Here is an 18,463-nt window from a genome sequence, read left to right on the forward strand (position 1 = left end):
ACAGATAAAAGTTAACTTTCTGATAACGTAAACTTTAAAACAAAATAAATTATTTTCTGGTCAACATTCTTTTAATTTCATTAAGTTTCATCAATGCTTCCATAGGTGTAATGGTATTTATATCTAAACTTATGATCTCTTCTTTGATTTCCTCCAACAAAGGATCATCCAGATTAAAGAAGCTCATTTGCATTTCATCTTTTACAGCTTTAATTCCGTTCAGTGCATCGCTCGAATGATTCTTTTCTAATTTTTTCAAAAGCTTCTGTGCTTTCAAAATTACGATTTGAGGCATTCCGGCCATTTTAGCGACATGTATTCCAAAACTATGCGCACTTCCTCCTTTTACTAATTTCCGAATAAAAAGCACGGTATCTTTCAATTCTTTGACAGCAACATTATAATTCTGAATCCTAGGCAGAGATTCACTCATTTCATTCAACTCGTGATAATGCGTCGCAAACAACGTTTTAGGCCTAGAAGGATGTTCGTGTAAGAACTCTGCAATTGCCCAAGCAATAGAAATTCCGTCATAGGTGCTCGTTCCTCTTCCAATTTCATCCAACAGCACCAAACTTCTATCGGAAATATTATTCAAGATAGAAGCTGTTTCATTCATTTCGACCATAAATGTAGATTCTCCCATCGAAATGTTATCGCTAGCCCCTACTCTGGTGAATATTTTATCTACAATTCCCATTCTCACGCTGTCCGCAGGAACAAAACTTCCCATTTGAGATAAGAGCACAATCAAGGCCGTTTGACGTAAAATAGCCGATTTTCCGGACATATTGGGCCCCGTGATCATTATCAGCTGTTGCGTTTCTCTATCCAAGAAAACATCATTAGCAATATAAGGCATTCCAACAGGCAGTTGTTTTTCGATAACAGGATGTCTTCCGTTTTTAATTTCTAGTTCGAATGTTTCGTCTAGTTCCGGACAAACATATTTATTTTCGATAGCCAATTGCGTGAAAGAACACAAACAATCCAATTGCGCAACTAAATTTGCATTCATTTGAACCGGCTTGATATAAGTAGCAATCCAACTCACTAATTGTTCAAATAACTCTACTTCTATTTTATGAATTTTTTCTTCGGCACCAAGGATTTTAGTTTCGTATTCTTTTAATTCCTCCGTAATATAACGTTCCGCATTGACCAAAGTTTGCTTTCGAATCCATTCAGCAGGAACTTTATCTTTATGCAAGTTTCTAACTTCGATATAATAACCAAAAACATTATTAAAGGAAATTTTCAACGAGGAAATTCCTGTCAATTGTGATTCTCGTTTTTCGATTCCGTCCAAGAATTCTTTCCCGGAAGTAGATATGGCCCTTAAATCATCTAATTCCGCATTGATTCCTTTAGCGATAGCATTCCCCTTGGCAATAGCCACAGGAGCATCTTGATTTAAAACGGTTTTGATTTTTTCGCGCAATAATTCGCAACTGTGTAAACTATCACCAATTACTTTTACTGCTTCCTGCGGACTTTCTAAAGCCAAGGTTTTTATCGGAATAATCGCGTCCAATGATTCTTTCAAATAAACCACTTCACGAGGTGATACTTTTCCAGCAGCAATTTTCGAAATCAAACGTTCCAAATCTGAGATTTGTTTGATTTGATTCTGTATATTTTTCAAAACATCCTGATGTTCTTTTAAATAAGAAACCACTTGATGACGGCTTTGAATCTTAGCACTATCTTTCAAAGGAAGCGCTAACCATCTTTTTAACAGACGGCCACCCATTGGCGAAAGCGTTTTATCAATCACATCGAGAAGCGTAACTGCATTTGGATTATAACTATGATACAATTCCAGATTTCGAATTGTAAATCGGTCCATCCAAACATAAGCATCTTCGGCGATACGTTGAATAGCAGTTATATGCTGTACTCTATTATGTTGCGTTTCGGATAAATAATACAAAATCGCTCCCGAAGCAATTGTTCCTTCTTTCAATTCTTCGATTCCAAATCCTTTCAAAGAAACAGTTTGAAAATGCTTAGTTAAGGTTTCGAATGCATAATCTTCTTTATAAATCCAATCTTCCAAGTAAAAACTATGATAATCATCTCCGAAAATTTCGCGAAAATCATTTTTATTGTTTTTTGGAATTAAAACTTCGCTAGGATTAAAATTCTGCAATAACTTATCAATATATTCTGCATTTCCTTGTGCTGTAAGGAATTCACCGGTGGAAACATCAAGAAATGAAATCCCTATTGATTTATTGGCAAAGAAAACAGAGGCTAAAAAGTTATTGGTTTTAGATTGTAAAACCTCATCATTCATAGAAACACCGGGAGTTACAAGCTCCGTAACACCGCGTTTCACAATCGTTTTGGTCATTTTCGGATCTTCGAGCTGATCGCAAATAGCGACACGAAGTCCCGCTTTGACTAGTTTTGGTAAATACGTATTTATAGAATGATGCGGAAAACCTGCCAGTGCAGTCTCTGTTTCTGAACCTGCCCCTCTTTTGGTCAATGTTATTCCGAGAATTTTTGAAGCACGAACGGCATCCTCTCCAAAAGTTTCATAAAAATCCCCTACTCTAAACAATAAACACGCATCCGGATATTTCCTTTTGATATCATTATATTGCTTCATTAAAGGCGTTTCTTTAACTGTTTTCTCTTTAGATGCCAAGTTATTTTATATTTAAAAAATGAAAAAAAATGTGTCAGCGAATTTAAATATTTTAATGCGAATAAGTAACACTTCAAAAAATTAATTTTTTTAAGGAAAAATTAAGCTAATGGCATGATTTTTTCTTTAAATTTGTTTAACGAATTAAAAAAACAAGAAAATGAAAAAAATAGTTACACTAGCGTTATTATTAGTATTAGGGGTTACAGCTTCTAATGCACAAGAAACATCAAAGGTTACAAAAAAAATAAAAGCTACAACTGCTAAAGTTTCAACTCCAAAAGTAGATGGCGCAGGAATGGTATTTGTAACTGAAGTTATTGATTACGGAACAATTGCACACAATGCAGACGGAAAACGTGAATTTGTTTTTACTAATAATGGTAACAAACCATTAATTATCACAAATACTCAAGGTTCATGCGGATGTACTGTTCCTACTACTCCAAAAGAGCCAATTGCTCCTGGTGCAAAAGGTATTATTGGTGTTAAATATGCTACTGATAGAATCGGTGCGTTTACAAAAACTGTAACTGTAACTTCAAATGCTGCAGGACAACCAACTAAAGTACTTACTATAAAAGGAACTGTTTTAGGAGATGATGCAAAAAGCTAAATTCTAAATTAATTTATAATAAAAAAGCTTCCCTAATTTCGGAAGCTTTTTTTATTCAAGTAAAATCCAAAAATATATGAGAAAACTGGAAAACAGCGAACTCGAAAGAAAAACTATCGAAGCTTTTAAAGAATCCGAAAAAACACCACTTATTTTAGTGTTAGACGACATTAGAAGTTTACATAATATTGGTTCAGTATTTAGAACCGCTGATGCTTTTTTGATAGAAAAAATATACTTGTGCGGCATAACAGCAACACCTCCAAACAAAGAAATCCATAAAACAGCACTTGGCGCTACCGAAACTGTGACTTGGGAACACAATGAAAACGTTCTGCAAGTTATTGAAAAATTAAAAAAAGAAAATATTACCACACTTGCAATCGAACAAGTTGAAAGTGCTGTTTTTCTTCAAAATTTTGAAGTTGAAAAAGAAAAAAAATACGCTTTAGTTTTCGGAAACGAAGTGTATGGGGTTTCTCAGGAAGCTGTTGCTTTATGCGACGGATGTATCGAAATTCCACAATTAGGAACCAAACATTCGTTAAACATCTCAGTAAGTGCAGGTATTGTAGTCTGGGATTTGTTTCGAAAATTAAATTGGCCGAAATAATTTTTTTTTTGAATATTAAATAATTAATACTTTTACAAAATGAGATTTAGTCATTTTTTTAAAATCATAGTGCTGCTATTATTTATCTGTTCAAAAGCTACTTTTGCCAGTACCTATAATTTGTCTGCCAAAAAAGATGGTAGAAACAAAACTAATTCGATTAAAAATCCATTACGTAAAAATTCGGAAAAAAACGCAGTTACTATAGATCCCCCTAAGATTAAGGCAGAGGGAAATCAAACATACTGTCCACAAACCTATGTCAAAATTGCCACAAGCTTAACCATAACAAATGACCCCGCAGAGACCAGTACCAATGCAGTTTACATTCAAATTTCATCAGGTTATGTTAATGGACAAGACCAACTTACTTTAACGGGTTCTTATCCTAATATCATATCCAATTGGATTCCTGCTGAAGGAAAACTAATCTTGTCTAGTTCAACAGCTAGTTTAGTTCCCTATAGTGATTTTGAAACTGCAATAAAAAATGTTGAGTTTTATAGTTCATCTCCTTCACCATCAGGAATTAAAAATTTTTCTATCAGTTTAGGGCCAGGACAAGCCAATTATTTACCTCGAAATGGTCATTTTTACGAATATGTACCAAGTTTAAGCATCACTTGGTCTGCAGCAAAAGCAGAGGCAGAAACAAAAACATATTATGGCTTACAGGGTTATTTAGCCACAATCACTGCTGCAGATGAGGCGCAATTAGTAGGTAAACAAGCACCGGGCGCAGGCTGGATTGGAGGCAGCGATGCTGAAACAGAGGGAGTCTGGAAATGGGTAACTGGTCCAGAAAGCGGAACAGTATTTTGGAACGGAACAGGCAATGGTTCAACCCCTAATTTTGCTTTTTGGAATACCAATAATAACGAACCAAATCAATCTGGAAATGAAGACTATGCACATATTACTGCTCCTGGCGTTGGAATTCCCGGCTCATGGAATGATATGTCCAATACTGGTGATTCAAGTGGTAATTATCAACCTAAAGGTTATATTATAGAATATGGCGGAATGCCGGGTGAACTTCCTCTTCAAATTTCAGCAAGTACAACAATGACAATACCAGTAATAAACAGCACAATACCAGCCTCAAGATGTGGTTCAGGAACAGTTATGCTCCAAGCAACTGCTACTGACGGACTCGTAGATTGGTATACCTCTAGTACTGGCGGAATTCCAATATGGACAGGAAATTCATTTACTACCCCCATAATTTCCACATCTACTTCTTATTATGTGGATGCAACAAACGGGAATTGTCCAACTGTACCAAGAACTGAAATTATTGCTACTATAAATGCTATTCCATCTATTACTTCAACAACATCAGCATCACGTTGCGATACAGGCATTGTAACATTGGGAGCGTCAGCCTCGGCTGGAACTATAAACTGGTATAATGTCCAAACGGGAGGAAGTTCATTAGGAACCGGAACCTCATTCACAACTCCAAGCATAGTGTCGACAACTACATATTATGTTGATGCAGTTGTATCTGGATGTACAACAGCAACAAGAACTGCAATTACTGCCACTGTTAATATTTCGCCATCGATCACTTCGACAACTCCGGCTTCTCGTTGCAATACAGGAACAGTAACGCTTACAGCGAACGCTTCGGCAGGAATAATTAAATGGTATGACGCACCAACAGGTGGAACTTCATTAGGAACCGGAGCTTCATTTACGACCCCGAATATTGCATCAACAACTACCTATTATGTTGATGCTACTGGTTTCTCATGCACAACCCCAACAAGAACTGCCATTGCAGCCATTATTAATATTACCCCAACAATAACTTCAACAACGCCAACATCACGTTGCGATACAGGCACGGTAACATTGGGAGCGTTAGCCTCGGCTGGAATTATAAATTGGTATGATGTCCAAACGGGAGGAACTTCATTAGGAACTGGAACCTCATTCACAACTCCAAACATAGTGTCGACAACTATATATTATGTTGATGCAGTTGCATCTGGATGTACAACAGCAACAAGAACCGCAATTACTGCCACTGTTAATATTTCACCATCAATTACTTCGACCACGCCAGCTTCTCGCTGCGATACAGGAACAGTAACACTGGGAGCGACCGCTTCGGCAGGCACAATAAACTGGTACAATGTTCCGACAGCTGGAACTTTATTAGGAACAGGAACCTCATTTACGACCCCTAGTATTGCATCAACAACAACCTATTATGTTGAAACTACAAATCAATGCACAAGCCGAAGAGTGTCAGTAACAGCAACAATATACCCCGTTGTCAACATCAATGAAGAAGTCATTTTATGCCAAACTGAAACCGCAACATTAGATGCTTCCATACCGGGAATGAATTATTTGTGGTCTCCGGGAGGCGAAACCACCCAAACCATTGTCGTTTCAACCACAGGGGATTACAGCGTAAAGATTAGCTCCCCTTTTGTGGTTTCTTGTGATTCAAAAAAAAATATTAAAGTTATAGAGCATCCCGCACCAATTATTAAGGCAATAATCGTGAACGAAAACTCGATAACAGTCGAACTAACCAATCCGGAAAATTATTATGAGTATTCAATTGACGGAGAATTATTCCAGGGTTCCAATAAATTTTCCTACATCCAAAGTGGACAACACACGGCATACGTTAGAGAAAAAAACTTGTGCAATCTAGTACAACAAGATTTTACAATATTTACAATTGCAAAATATTTTACCCCAAATAACGATGGATTTAATGACGTTTGGGAAATAAAAGAAATGAAAAACGCTCCCAATTCAAGTGCTTTAATTTTTGATCGTTACGGCAAATTAATAATAACATTAAACGCCTTAAAATATAGTTGGGATGGCAAATACAATAACAATATCTTGCCTGCATCCGATTATTGGTATGTTTTAAAAATAGACAATACAAAACCCGAAATAAGAGGTCATTTTTCGTTAAAAAGATAATTATTTCTAATTTCTATTAACTGATTTTCTGGTGGATTTGATCCAGAATATAAAGGTAATCTTCTTGATTTTTTACAAAATCTCGATTAGACACATCTATAATCAGAACATTCAGTTCCGTTTGTGATTTAATATAGTCTAGATATCCGTTATTAATTTTATCCAAATATTCTGCTGGAATTTTTTGTTCGTAGCTTCTGCCTCTCTTTTTAATATTTTGTAAAAGACGCTCTGAATTTTGGTACAAATAAATATACAAATCTGGTTTCGGCATTTCTCTGTAAATAATATCAAACAGGTTTCGATACAAACGATATTCATCTTCAGCCAGTGTTATTTTCGCAAAAATCAAAGACTTAAAAATATGATAATCGGCTACTAAAAAGTCTTTAAACAAATCAAATTGGGCTAAATCATCTGACAACTGTTGGTACCTATCGGCAAGGAATGACATTTCAAGCGGAAAAGCGTATCGATTTTGATCTTTATAAAATTTAGGCAAAAATGGATTATCTGCAAAACGTTCTAAAACTGTTTTTGCATTAAAATCCTCAGCAATTTTCATAGCCAAAGTTGTCTTTCCTGCTCCAATATTCCCTTCAAAAGCCACATAATTGAATTGCTCCAAAGCAATACTTTGCAAAGGACTTTCTAAATCTTGTACTACTTTACAAACGCTTTGATCTGGAGAAAATTCAAGCAATTCCGATACTGTTTTTTTAAGAATAGGATGTTTCCAATCTAAATTCAAATCCTGAATGGGTAACAAAACAAATTTTCTGTTTTGCATTAATGGATGTGGAATCTGAAGCTTTTCGGTTTCAATAATTGCTGAATCGAAAGCAATCAAGTCAATATCTATAATTCTAGATTGGTATCCTAGTTCTTCATTGCGAATACGGCCCAATTTTTTTTCAATTTTTAAAACCCGGGCCAGAATTTTATTTGCCGAGCTAAAAGTGTGAATCATCAATGCACAATTATAGAATGCATCACTGTCAAAACCCCAAGACGGCGTTTCATATAGCTTTGAAACTTTGATTACCGTTCCCACTTCCTGATGGAGCAATTGTAAGCAGAGTTCAATATTTTCTAATCGGTTTCCTTGATTGCTTCCTATCGATAAAATAACTTGATGTTGTGATTTCATATTAAGCACAAATTAACTAAAAGAATTTTAGAATAGAAGTATCTTTGCAAAGAGTGTTGATAACTAATTCTAGAATTATAAAACCTGAAATTTGTAACAATTTGACCTCTTTTTAGACTTATTAAAAAAAAATAAATATGAAGTTTTTAGGAAATGTGTTGGCGACCATCATAGGTATTTTCATCTTTTTTATGCTGTTCTTTTTTGGAATACTAATTATAGGAGCCATTTTTGGAGGTGAATCGGAAGGAATTAGCGTAAAAAACAATTCAGTTATCGAATTAAATTTAGAAGATATAAAAAATGATTATGCCGGTAAATTCAAAGATCCTTGGGTAACTATTTTTTCTGATGGAAAAAACATAGGTCTCACTGATATTATCAGTGCCATTGAAGAAGCAAAAACTGACGATGACATCAAAGGAATTTCTATTTTGAACGACGAATCTCAATTAGGAATGGCCCAAAGTAAAGCTTTAAGAGATGCTTTACAGGATTTTAAAAAATCAGGTAAATTTGTAATGGCTTATGCCAATTCGTATTCTCAGAAAGAATATTATTTAAATTCAGTTGCCAAACCTATTTATTTAAATCCTGTAGGCGAAATGGATTTTAAAGGACTGTCTGCGGAAATTTTGTTTTTCAAAGATTTTCAGGAAAAATCAGGTGTTAAAATGGAAGTGATTCGTCATGGAAAATACAAAAGTGCTGTTGAGCCTTTTTTGGAAAATAAAATGAGTGATGCTAACAGAGAACAAACTTCCGCTTTATTGAATTCTATTTGGAATTCTGTGGTAACAGAAATTTCAAAAAGCAGAAATGTACCGGTGGTGAAACTAAACGAAATTGCAAACGGACTTCTGGCAAGAACTCCTCAAATGGCAAAAACAAAAGGTTTAGTTGACATTGTGGCTTACGAAGATGTATACCATGATGCCATTAAAAATATATTAAAAGTAGAAAAAGACGAAGATTACAACAAAGTATCTATTTTGGATTATGCTAAAAAAGTAGCGGCTACTTCAAAAAATACCGATGCCAATGACAAAATTGCCATTATTTATGCTCAAGGCGAAATTCGTAGCGGGGAAGGTGATGTAGATGTTATAGGGGAAGGATCGATGCGTCGTTCATTACAAGAAGCCCGAAAAGATAAGAATATAAAAGCCATTGTACTTAGAATCAATAGTCCCGGTGGAAGTGCTTTGACATCAGATTTGATTTGGAGAGAAGTTGAATTAACGAAAAAAGTAAAACCCGTAGTAGTTTCGATGGGAAATTACGCAGCTTCAGGAGGGTATTATATTGCCTGTAACGCGAATAAAATTTTTGCCGAAAACAATACCATTACCGGTTCAATAGGTGTTTTTGGGATATTGCCTAATTTCAGTCAATTGACAAAGAAAATCGGGATAAATGTAGAACAAGTAAAAACACATGAAAACGCTGCGAGATACAGTCCTTTTGTCCCATTGGATGAAAAACTAAAAGCAGTTACACTTGAAGAGATTGAACATATTTATAAAACTTTTGTTATGCATGTGGCACAAGGAAGAAAAATGACTTTTGCGCAAGTAGACGCTATCGCACAAGGAAGAGTTTGGGCTGGTTCCGAAGCAGTTAAAATTGGGCTTGTAGATAAAATTGGAGGTTTGAATGACGCTATACAGGAGGCTGCCACTTTGGCAAAAACAAAAACATATTCCACACAAAACTATCCTGAATACGAAAAAGATATTAATGATCTTTTAGCTAATCTGCCATTTGGTAAGTCTAAAGAATCTTTTATTAAGGAAGAAATTGGGGAAGAAAACTATAAAATCATCGAAGAAGTAAAAAGATTGCAATCTCAGAAAGGCGTTCAAGCCATCATGCCTTTTGAAATTAATATTAAATAAATACTTACAACATCTGATAGAAAATCCGTTTAAGCTCCCTTAAACGGATTTTTTTTTGCAAAGAAAAAGAGAGTGTTTCGTTATTTATGAAAACATTACAAATGTCCTAAATTATAATCCGCTATTTTTGTGGGAAGAAGACACCATTTTTGCTAAACTTATAAAATCTTAAGAAATCAAATTATGCTAAAGAAAATTTTAAAAATCATTGGGATTATAATCGTCCTACTCGCAGCAGCTTTATTTGCTATCCCCTATTTTTTTAAAGATCAAATAAAAGCCAAAATTGCCGCAGCTATCAATGAAAAAGTAGATGCAAAAGTCTCTTTTGCTGATGCCGATTTGAGTCTATTCAAAAATTTTCCAAACGCGAATGTAACTCTCGATAAATTAATCATTATTAACAAAGCTCCTTTTGAAGACGACACTTTGATATCATTAGGTGAATTGAATTTAAAAATGTCCATAAAAGAACTTTTTAAAGGCAAAAACGAAGCAATGAATATTGACGGAATAACTTCAAAAAATGGGTTAATCAATATCATATTCAATAAAGATGGAATTGGGAATTATGACATTGCCCTGAAAGATAAAAACAATAAAGATGAGGGTAAAAGCAGTCCTTTGTCATTAAAAATTCAGAATTATAAAATCGAGAACTTCAAATTCAAATATTTTGACGAAAGTTCAAAAATCAAAATGGTAATTGATAGTTTAAACCATGAAGGAACCGGAGATTTTGCCGCAAAAAAATTGGATTTGGTTACCAAGTCAACAGCAAAAGTCACGCTAGACATGGATAAAGTCAATTATATGAAAGATGTCGCTTTGACTTTAGATGCCGTTTTGGGTATTGATTTAGAAAAAAGTAAATACACATTCAAACAAAACAAAGCGTTAATCAATCAATTGCCGTTAGAATTTGATGGGTTCATTCAAATGGTTGAAGCGGGTCAACAATATGATTTGAAATTCAAAACGCCAACTTCTTCTTTCAAAAATTTCTTGGGAGTTATCCCGGCGGCTTATGCGGCAAGTTTGGACAATGTGAAAACAACTGGTGATTTTACCGTTATGGGTTTTGCAAAAGGATTATATTCTAATACAACTGTTCCGAAATTCAACATTAAAATTGCATCAAACAATGCTTCATTTAAATATCCTAATTTACCGAAATCGGTTCAAAATATAGTTATTGACACTAAAATCATTAATGAAACAGGAATTCTGAACGATACTTATGTCAACCTTGATCAACTTTCTTTCAAAATAGATCAGGATGTTTTCAATGCTAAAGCCAATATCAAAAATATAACGCAAAATGCCATTGTCGATGCGGCTTTAAAAGGAACCATCAACTTGGCCAATCTTTCCAAAGCATATCCTATAAAGTTAGACAAACCTTTATCAGGTATTTTAAAAGCAGATGTAACGACAAAATTTGATATGCAATCCGTAGAGAAAAGTCAGTATCAAAATATTAATAATGCCGGAACGATGAGTTTGTCTGGTTTCAACTATGTGGATGAAAATGGCAAAACAATGAACATTAGCAATGCCTTAGTCCAGTTTAATCCAAGTCAGGTCAACTTGAAAGAACTTAATGCGACAACTGGAAAAAGCGACATTAGTGTAACGGGAGTTTTAGAGAATTTTTACGGTTTTATTTTTAAAAACCAAGAATTGAAAGGAAACTTCAACATGAATTCCAAACAATTAGCCATAGATGATTTCATGACAACTGGCGAAAAAACTAAAACTGACCCGAGCGACAGCGAGCAGGCGAAGCAAACTAAAAAAGCGGAAGCAATGAAGATTCCAGCTTTCTTAAATTGTACGCTTACCGCAAAAGCGACTACGGTTTTATATAACAATCTGACCTTAAAAGACGTTTCGGGAAAACTAATAGTAAAGGATGAGAAAGTAACATTAGAAAACGTAAAAACATCAATTTTTGGAGGAACAATTGGCGTAAATGGGGCAGTTTCCACAAAAGGAAAAACGCCAGTTTTCAATATGGATTTGAATTTAAATCAAGTTGATATTGCACAATCTTTTACGCAACTTGATATGTTGAAAAAAATCGCGCCTATTGCTGGAATCATTAACGGGAAGCTGAATTCAACCATCAAATTGAACGGAAATCTTGATGCAAAAGAACTAACGCCTGATTTAAAAACACTGACCGGAGATTTATTGGGACAGTTGCTTTCAACCACTATAAATTCGAGTAATTCGACTTTGCTAACGGCTCTGGGCTCTAATTTGAAGTTCATTGATGTAAGCAAAATCAATTTGAATGATTTGAAAGCGGCTATTACTTTCAAAGACGGAAAAGTGAATGTAAAACCATTTAATATCAAATACCAAGACATAAAAGCAACAATTGGTGGCTCTCATGGTTTTGACCAAAGTATGAATTACAACATCAAATTTGATGTTCCGGCAAAATATCTGGGTTCAGAAGCCAATGCATTAATTGCTAAACTGTCTCCTGCTGATGCTGCTAAATTGGAAAACCTTCCTATAAATGCCATTTTAACCGGAAACTTCACTAATCCAAAAATTTCAACTGATATAAAAAGTGCTGTTAACAATCTGACTTCTCAATTAGTGAAACAACAAAAAGAACGATTAGTAAAACAAGGAACTTCGGCCTTAACTGATTATATCAATAAAAACAAGAAACCGAGCGATACCACAAAAACGGCAACTCCTACAACAAAGGAAGAAACTACGAATGCTGTAAAAACAAAAGCAACCGATTTATTAAATGGATTGTTTAATAAAAAGAAAAAAGCAGAAGAACCTAAGACAACGCCTTAAACTATTTTCTAAACTAAAAAGCCTAAAAATTTCAAATACTTTTAGGCTTTCTTTTATACATTAATCGTTACCACATATCCTTCAGAACCCCGGATATTGAAAACTGTCCCATCATCAAAAAGAAGGTATTGCCCTTTTATTCCAGTGAGTTTTCCTTGAAACTGTGGCGTTTTATCTAAACTCAGACTATTTACTTTATTTGGATATTGCAAAACGGGATAATCCATTTCGTACAAATCATTTTTTTGTGAATAGAAATACTCCTGAACTTCTGTTGGAATTAGATGCTCCACTTTCAATCTTTCAGCAATTAAATCGATTTGTTCGACATTATTAGTTAACATTTTACGCCAATTAGTTTTATCGGCATAATGGTTTTTCAAAGCTACCTCAGTAATCCCCGCCAAATACCTATTTGGAACTTCCACAATAGAAAGCGCTTGGGTTGCGCCCTGATCAATCCAACGGGTTGGCATTTGAGTTTTCCTTGTTACCCCTACTTTTACTTCGCTTGACAAAGCCAAATACACAATATGCGGTTGCAGCTGTACTTTTTCTTCATAAACTAAATCCCTATCCTGAATTCCAAGATGTGCCGTACTCAATTCGGGTTTCATAATCCAATCTCCCACAGCAGCACTCGAATAAAAACAATCATAGCAAAATCCTTGACGGAAAATCTTTTTCTTCTTTCCGCAATTCAAACATTGGTATCCGACAAAATTAATTTCGATATTTTTATTCAGCAACTGATTCACATTCAAAAAACTATTCTCAAAAACTAAATAATATTGAATTGGATTTCCAAATTCAGTCTGCATTTTTGTAAGTACACCTTCGTAAGTCATTCTATTTAAAGTTTCAGGTTTAACACATCAAGTTAAACAAATTTTGTTATTTTTGGTAAAGTTATAATTCGTAATTCATAATTCATAATTTAAAAATGCCACTAACCATAATCAATTCGTTTGCCTCTTGGGTTCTGAAACAACGCATCCATCAGATTGAACTTTTTTTAAAATACCCGAACGAGGTTCAGGAAGAATTGCTTATGAATTTAATTCAGTCATCAAAAAACACTGTTTTAGGCAAAGAATATGATTATGCTTCGATAAATTCCTATGCAACTTTTGCTGATCGAATTCCTATTTCTACTTATGAAGAATTACAGCCGCTAATTGAGAGAACTCGTAAAGGTGAACAAAATGTTTTTTGGGAAGCCCCTATAAAATGGTTTGCAAAATCCAGCGGAACAACGAATGCCAAAAGTAAATTTATTCCGGTAAGCAATGAAGCGCTGGAGGATTGTCATTATAAAGGAAGTAAGGATTTGTTGTGTTTGTATTTAAATAACAACGAAGAATCAGAACTCTTTCTTGGAAAAAGTCTACGTCTTGGCGGAAGTTCACAAATCTATGAAGACAACAATACGTTTTTTGGAGACTTGTCTGCGATATTAATCGAAAATATGCCTATTTGGGCTGAGTTTAGCAGCACGCCAAGCAGCAAAATTTCCCTAATGAGTGAATGGGAAACAAAAATTGCAGCGATTATAAACGAAACGAAAAACGAAAATGTAACCAGTTTTGCAGGAGTTCCTTCGTGGATGTTAGTTTTAATGAATAAAATGCTGGAAGAAACCGGGAAAGGAAATTTATTTGAAGTCTGGCCCAATCTCGAAGTGTACTTTCACGGCGGTGTAAATTTTGAGCCCTATCGTGAACAGTATAAAAAAATACTCCCGAAAAAAGATTTTAAATATTACGAAATATACAATGCCTCCGAGGGATTTTTTGCCATTCAGGATTTAAATTATTCCAGTGATTTATTATTAATGCTGGATTACGGAATTTTCTATGAATTTATTCCAATGGATACTTTTGGCACACCTGATCAAAAAGTAATTCGTTTGGCCGATGTAGAACTTTTCAAAAACTATGCATTAGTGATTACTACGAATTCTGGTTTATGGCGCTATTTGATAGGCGACACCGTACGTTTCACCTCATTAAATCCCTATAGAATTCGGGTTACGGGCAGAACCAAACATCATATCAATGTTTTTGGGGAAGAATTGATGGTCGAAAATACGGATCAGGCTATTGCCAACGCCTGTAAAATAACGCAAATGGAAGTCGTTGAATATACCGTTGCTCCTGTATTTATGGATGGAAAAGAAAAAGGTGCCCATGAATGGATGATTGAATTTAAAAACAATCCTGCTGACGTATCCCAATTCCAGAAAGCATTGGATGAATCCATACAATCCTTAAATTCTGATTACGAAGCGAAACGCTACAATAACATGACTTTGAACCCATTAGTAATTAATGTAGCCCGAAAAAATTTGTTTTATGACTGGTTAAAAGGGAAAAATAAACTGGGCGGGCAACATAAAATTCCAAGATTATCAAACCAAAGAGATTACCTGGAACAATTGAAAAGCATGCAGTTTCAAACAGCTTAAAAAAACGGGAAGATGAAAAATATTTTTTACATCTTGATAACGGTAATTTTTTTGTGTTCCTGCGGACCACACAGAATGCGTTGTGGAGCCAGAGGAATTTGTAAATCTCCCGAAAAACAAACATTGGAAAAATCTGAAAAAACAGCTACTATTAAAGCATAAAAAAGGCTATCTAAAACTATTTAGACAGCCTTTTTTATGTATTTTCATTTGCACTTTTTACTCCTCATCCATCATATCAATATGTCTGTCGTGGTAGCCTAATAGGTATAAAACGCCGTCTAGTCCCAGGCTAGAGATTGATGTAGCTGCATTTTCTTTGACTGTAGGTTTGGCATGAAAAGCAATTCCTAAACCGGCTAAGTTCAACATAGGTAAATCATTTGCACCATCACCAACCGCAATGGTTTGATTGATATTTATGCCTTCTTTTTCTGCAATAGCTTTTAGATATTCGGCTTTCTTTTGTCCATCAACAATTTCACCTAAATATTTGCCCGTCAATTTACCGTCTTTAATCTCCAATTCATTGGCATGAACGTAATCAATCCCTAATTCCTTTTGTAAATAATGACCAAAGTAGGTGAATCCGCCCGATAAAATAGCGGTTTTATATCCGTAATATTTTAAGGCTTTCATCAAGCGATGCGCTCCTTGTGTTATAGGAAGATTTTCAGCAACTGTTTGTAGCACATCTTCACTTAGGCCTTCTAACAAAGCCATACGTTGTTTAAAACTTTCACTAAAATCAATTTCGCCATTCATAGCCGATTCAGTAATGGCTCTAACTTGTTCGCCTACACCTGCTAATTCAGCTAATTCATCAATTACTTCGGTTTGAATTAAGGTAGAATCCATATCAAAACACACCAAACGTCTGTTTCTTCTATACATATTGTCTTCTTGAAAAGAGATATCCACATCTAAAGTTCTAGAAATTTCCATAAAACTGGCAGTCATCAACGTTTTATCGACAATATTACCCGTTACAGATAATTGTACGCAAGAACGAGGATATTCTTCTTTTTCAACCACAGAAATTCTACCGGTTAATCTTATTATAGAATCTATATTTAAATTTTGGTCCGACATTATTTTGGTCACAGCCGCCAATTGTACAGCTGTCAATGTTTCTCCTAAAACATTGATGATGTAGCGTTGTTTGCGCTGTGCTTTTACCCAAATTTCGTAATCCGGAATAGAAATTGGAATAAAGTTAACCTTAATCCCCAATTCATAGGCTTTGAACAATAAATCTTTCAAAACAGGCGCAGAACTAGACCCTGCTTGTATTTCAAATAAAATACCCAAAGATAGCGTATCATGGATATCGGCTTGACCAATATCTAAAATAATGGCATCATAAGTCGCTAATATGGATGTTAAACCAGCTGTTACTCCAGGTTTATCCTGACCAGAAACTTTTAATAAAATAATCTCTTTATCTTCTACTGCCATTTTTATTACTATTGATTTTACGAAGGGCAAAAATCGACAATCTATTGCTTATAAAAAAGGAAATCCTTGTTTTTTCACAAAGAGAAAAGTGAAGTTTGAATTCCTCACCCCTCCCGAAGTTTCGGGACTCTCCAAAGGAGAGGGAGCCGAAACTGGATTAAAGTACATTCATATTAGTGTTTCTTTATCACCAATAAGTAGATTAAATAATTCTTAGCTATAAAAAAACCTGCTCCAAAATGAACAGGTCTAGTTTTACCCTCTTTCAAAGTTTTAATCTTTGACAAAGGTATTTTTTCAAACTAGAATTTGCTTTAACGATAATTATTTTTCATTTTCATCAAAATTCATCATCCAACTGATTCCAAATTTATCGACAAACATTCCAAAATAGGCACCCCAAAAGGTTTGATTCATTGGCATCGTTACCGTTCCTCCTACCGAAAGTCCGTTAAACAATTTATCAGCTTCTTCTTTACTCTTAGCATTGATTGAAAGCGAAACGTTTTGTCCAAAAGCAACGTCCCCACTTGCTGAATTGCTGTCGCTTCCCATTAATACGGATCCATCACCGATTGGCAATGTGACATGCATTATTTTATTTCCATCTGCTTCAGAGAGCACGGGATTACCTTCCGCTGGTGGCATATCTTTAAACTTCCCAACATAAGGGAATTCACCACCAAATACAGATTGATAAAATAGAAATGCTTCTTCGCAATTTCCATTAAAAATTAAATACGGATTAATTGATGCCATAATGCTATTTTAAGATTAATATATTATTTTACTTCTGAAAGTTTCTTTACCAAATCTAACGCTTTTGGCCATGTCGTTTTGAAATAATCGATATACTTTTCGACTGAATCCATTTTAGCTTCTAAAACAGTAATTCCTTTGTCTTCGGTCAAACGGTACATTTCCATGGCACCCGCCCATTCTTGAGTCGCATCATCAACAGGCATTTCCTGAAAGTTTTTGATTTCACTCAAATGTTTAAAAGCCATGTATTCATTATCAATTTTCTTATAAATAACACTATTCATTCCGTCCCCATTTGGAGATAAAAAATGAATTTTACTGCCTTCTTTCCAATCACTTACTGCATAAGACCCTTCACAAAAAACGGAGGTCCATTGTTTGTATGTTTCTTCATTCCATAAAATGTCCCAAACTTTTTCTTTTGGAGCATTTATCTCGATTTTAAATTCCAGTGTTGTCATTTTGTGTTTTTTTAGATTAACTTAAAACCTACTGTTTTGGTACTTTATTAAAATCCATATATAACATATTCCAGCGATGTCCGTCTAAATCCGCAAAAGCACAACCGTACATCCAACCTTGATTTTCCGCAGGTTTAGCAAAAAGCGTCCCTCCGGCTTCTTCTACTTTCTTTGCGAATTCATCCACTTCTTCTCTACTTTCTGCATCAATTGAAATTAATACTTCGGAACTTGATTGCGTATCTGTAATTTTATTTTGCACAAAACCTTCAAATATCGCTTCCTCAAAAAGCATGACCGCAAAATTAGTAGCGCCAACTGACAGGCATGTTGAATGCGGAGTAGCATATTGCTCATTAAAAGAAAAACCTATTTTAGCGAAAAATGCTTTTGATTTTGCCACCTCTTTAACCGGTAAATTAAGCCATATTTGCTTTGTCATATTATTATTTTTAGAGTCAAATTTTTTAATTATAAATTTACACATTATTTAAACTCCATTTGATTTTATAATCAAAAACAGGACTTTGAAAAATCTACAGAAAATAATTCATAAAAAAAACCTGCTCAATAAATGAACAGGTTTAGTATTTATGAGAAA

General features: G+C 34.7%; 14 protein-coding genes. 7 read left to right on the forward strand and 7 right to left on the reverse strand.

All coding sequences use genetic code 11. From position 1 onward, the window contains the following. Positions 1-49: 49 nt before the first annotated feature. The gene (gene mutS, locus ACM55K_RS05910; RefSeq protein ID WP_416849314.1) at positions 50-2,656 is read right to left on the reverse strand and encodes a DNA mismatch repair protein MutS; all 2,607 of its coding nucleotides are present in this window, start codon (positions 2,654-2,656) and stop codon (positions 50-52) included. A 160-nt stretch (positions 2,657-2,816) separates the two neighbouring features. Between mutS and ACM55K_RS05915 the strand changes: the two genes are divergently transcribed. From ACM55K_RS05915 to ACM55K_RS05925, 3 genes are all read left to right on the forward strand, one after another. After that, positions 2,817-3,272 (forward strand): DUF1573 domain-containing protein, encoded by a 456-nt coding sequence (locus ACM55K_RS05915; RefSeq protein ID WP_416849315.1) that lies wholly within the window; start codon positions 2,817-2,819, stop codon positions 3,270-3,272. 76 nt (positions 3,273-3,348) lie between these two features. Continuing rightward, positions 3,349-3,885, forward strand: a complete 537-nt coding sequence (locus tag ACM55K_RS05920) for an RNA methyltransferase (protein ID WP_416849316.1) — start codon at positions 3,349-3,351, stop codon at positions 3,883-3,885. A 39-nt stretch (positions 3,886-3,924) separates the two neighbouring features. Next, entirely contained in the window at positions 3,925-6,840 is a 2,916-nt protein-coding gene (locus ACM55K_RS05925) for an Ig-like domain-containing protein (RefSeq protein ID WP_416849317.1), read from the forward strand. Positions 6,841-6,856: 16 nt separating this feature from the next. On the opposite strand, the gene folK is transcribed toward ACM55K_RS05925, so the two are convergent. Beyond that, positions 6,857-7,990 carry a 2-amino-4-hydroxy-6-hydroxymethyldihydropteridine diphosphokinase gene (folK, locus tag ACM55K_RS05930; RefSeq protein WP_416849318.1) on the reverse strand — a complete coding sequence of 378 codons (1,134 nt, stop codon included), beginning with the start codon at positions 7,988-7,990 and terminating at the stop codon, positions 6,857-6,859. 137 nt (positions 7,991-8,127) lie between these two features. Here folK and sppA point away from each other — a divergent pair, with 137 nt between their 5' ends. After that, entirely contained in the window at positions 8,128-9,888 is a 1,761-nt protein-coding gene (sppA, locus tag ACM55K_RS05935) for a signal peptide peptidase SppA (RefSeq protein ID WP_416849319.1), read from the forward strand. A gap of 183 nt (positions 9,889-10,071) precedes the next feature. Next, positions 10,072-12,714 (forward strand): AsmA-like C-terminal region-containing protein, encoded by a 2,643-nt coding sequence (locus tag ACM55K_RS05940; RefSeq protein WP_416849320.1) that lies wholly within the window; start codon positions 10,072-10,074, stop codon positions 12,712-12,714. A gap of 53 nt (positions 12,715-12,767) precedes the next feature. Here the strand turns inward: ACM55K_RS05940 and ACM55K_RS05945 are convergent, their stop codons facing one another. Next, on the reverse strand, positions 12,768-13,562 hold the full coding sequence (locus ACM55K_RS05945; RefSeq protein WP_416849321.1) for a DUF2797 domain-containing protein: 795 nt from the start codon (positions 13,560-13,562) through the stop codon (positions 12,768-12,770). Between the two features lie 95 nt (positions 13,563-13,657). Between ACM55K_RS05945 and ACM55K_RS05950 the strand changes: the two genes are divergently transcribed. Together ACM55K_RS05950 and ACM55K_RS05955 are read left to right on the forward strand one after the other, a co-directional pair. Then, positions 13,658-15,181 (forward strand): GH3 auxin-responsive promoter family protein, encoded by a 1,524-nt coding sequence (locus ACM55K_RS05950; RefSeq protein WP_416849322.1) that lies wholly within the window; start codon positions 13,658-13,660, stop codon positions 15,179-15,181. Between the two features lie 12 nt (positions 15,182-15,193). Further along, positions 15,194-15,343, forward strand: a complete 150-nt coding sequence (locus ACM55K_RS05955) for a hypothetical protein (protein WP_416849323.1) — start codon at positions 15,194-15,196, stop codon at positions 15,341-15,343. A 57-nt stretch (positions 15,344-15,400) separates the two neighbouring features. Here the strand turns inward: ACM55K_RS05955 and serB are convergent, their stop codons facing one another. The 4 genes from serB to ACM55K_RS05975 form a co-directional block, all read right to left on the reverse strand. After that, a complete protein-coding gene (gene serB / locus ACM55K_RS05960) occupies positions 15,401-16,639 on the reverse strand; it encodes a phosphoserine phosphatase SerB (RefSeq protein WP_416849324.1) in 1,239 nt (412 codons plus the stop codon). Between the two features lie 324 nt (positions 16,640-16,963). Beyond that, positions 16,964-17,398, reverse strand: a complete 435-nt coding sequence (locus ACM55K_RS05965; RefSeq protein ID WP_416849325.1) for a VOC family protein — start codon at positions 17,396-17,398, stop codon at positions 16,964-16,966. 23 nt (positions 17,399-17,421) lie between these two features. Continuing rightward, complete coding sequence (locus ACM55K_RS05970) at positions 17,422-17,862, reverse strand: SRPBCC family protein (protein ID WP_416849326.1); 441 nt, start codon at positions 17,860-17,862, stop codon at positions 17,422-17,424. Positions 17,863-17,890: 28 nt separating this feature from the next. Next, positions 17,891-18,304 (reverse strand): VOC family protein, encoded by a 414-nt coding sequence (locus ACM55K_RS05975; RefSeq protein WP_416849327.1) that lies wholly within the window; start codon positions 18,302-18,304, stop codon positions 17,891-17,893. Positions 18,305-18,463: the final 159 nt, after the last annotated feature.

Origin of the sequence: Flavobacterium arabinosi (assembly GCF_048158725.1) — a bacterium.
Taxonomy (GTDB): domain Bacteria; phylum Bacteroidota; class Bacteroidia; order Flavobacteriales; family Flavobacteriaceae; genus Flavobacterium; species Flavobacterium arabinosi.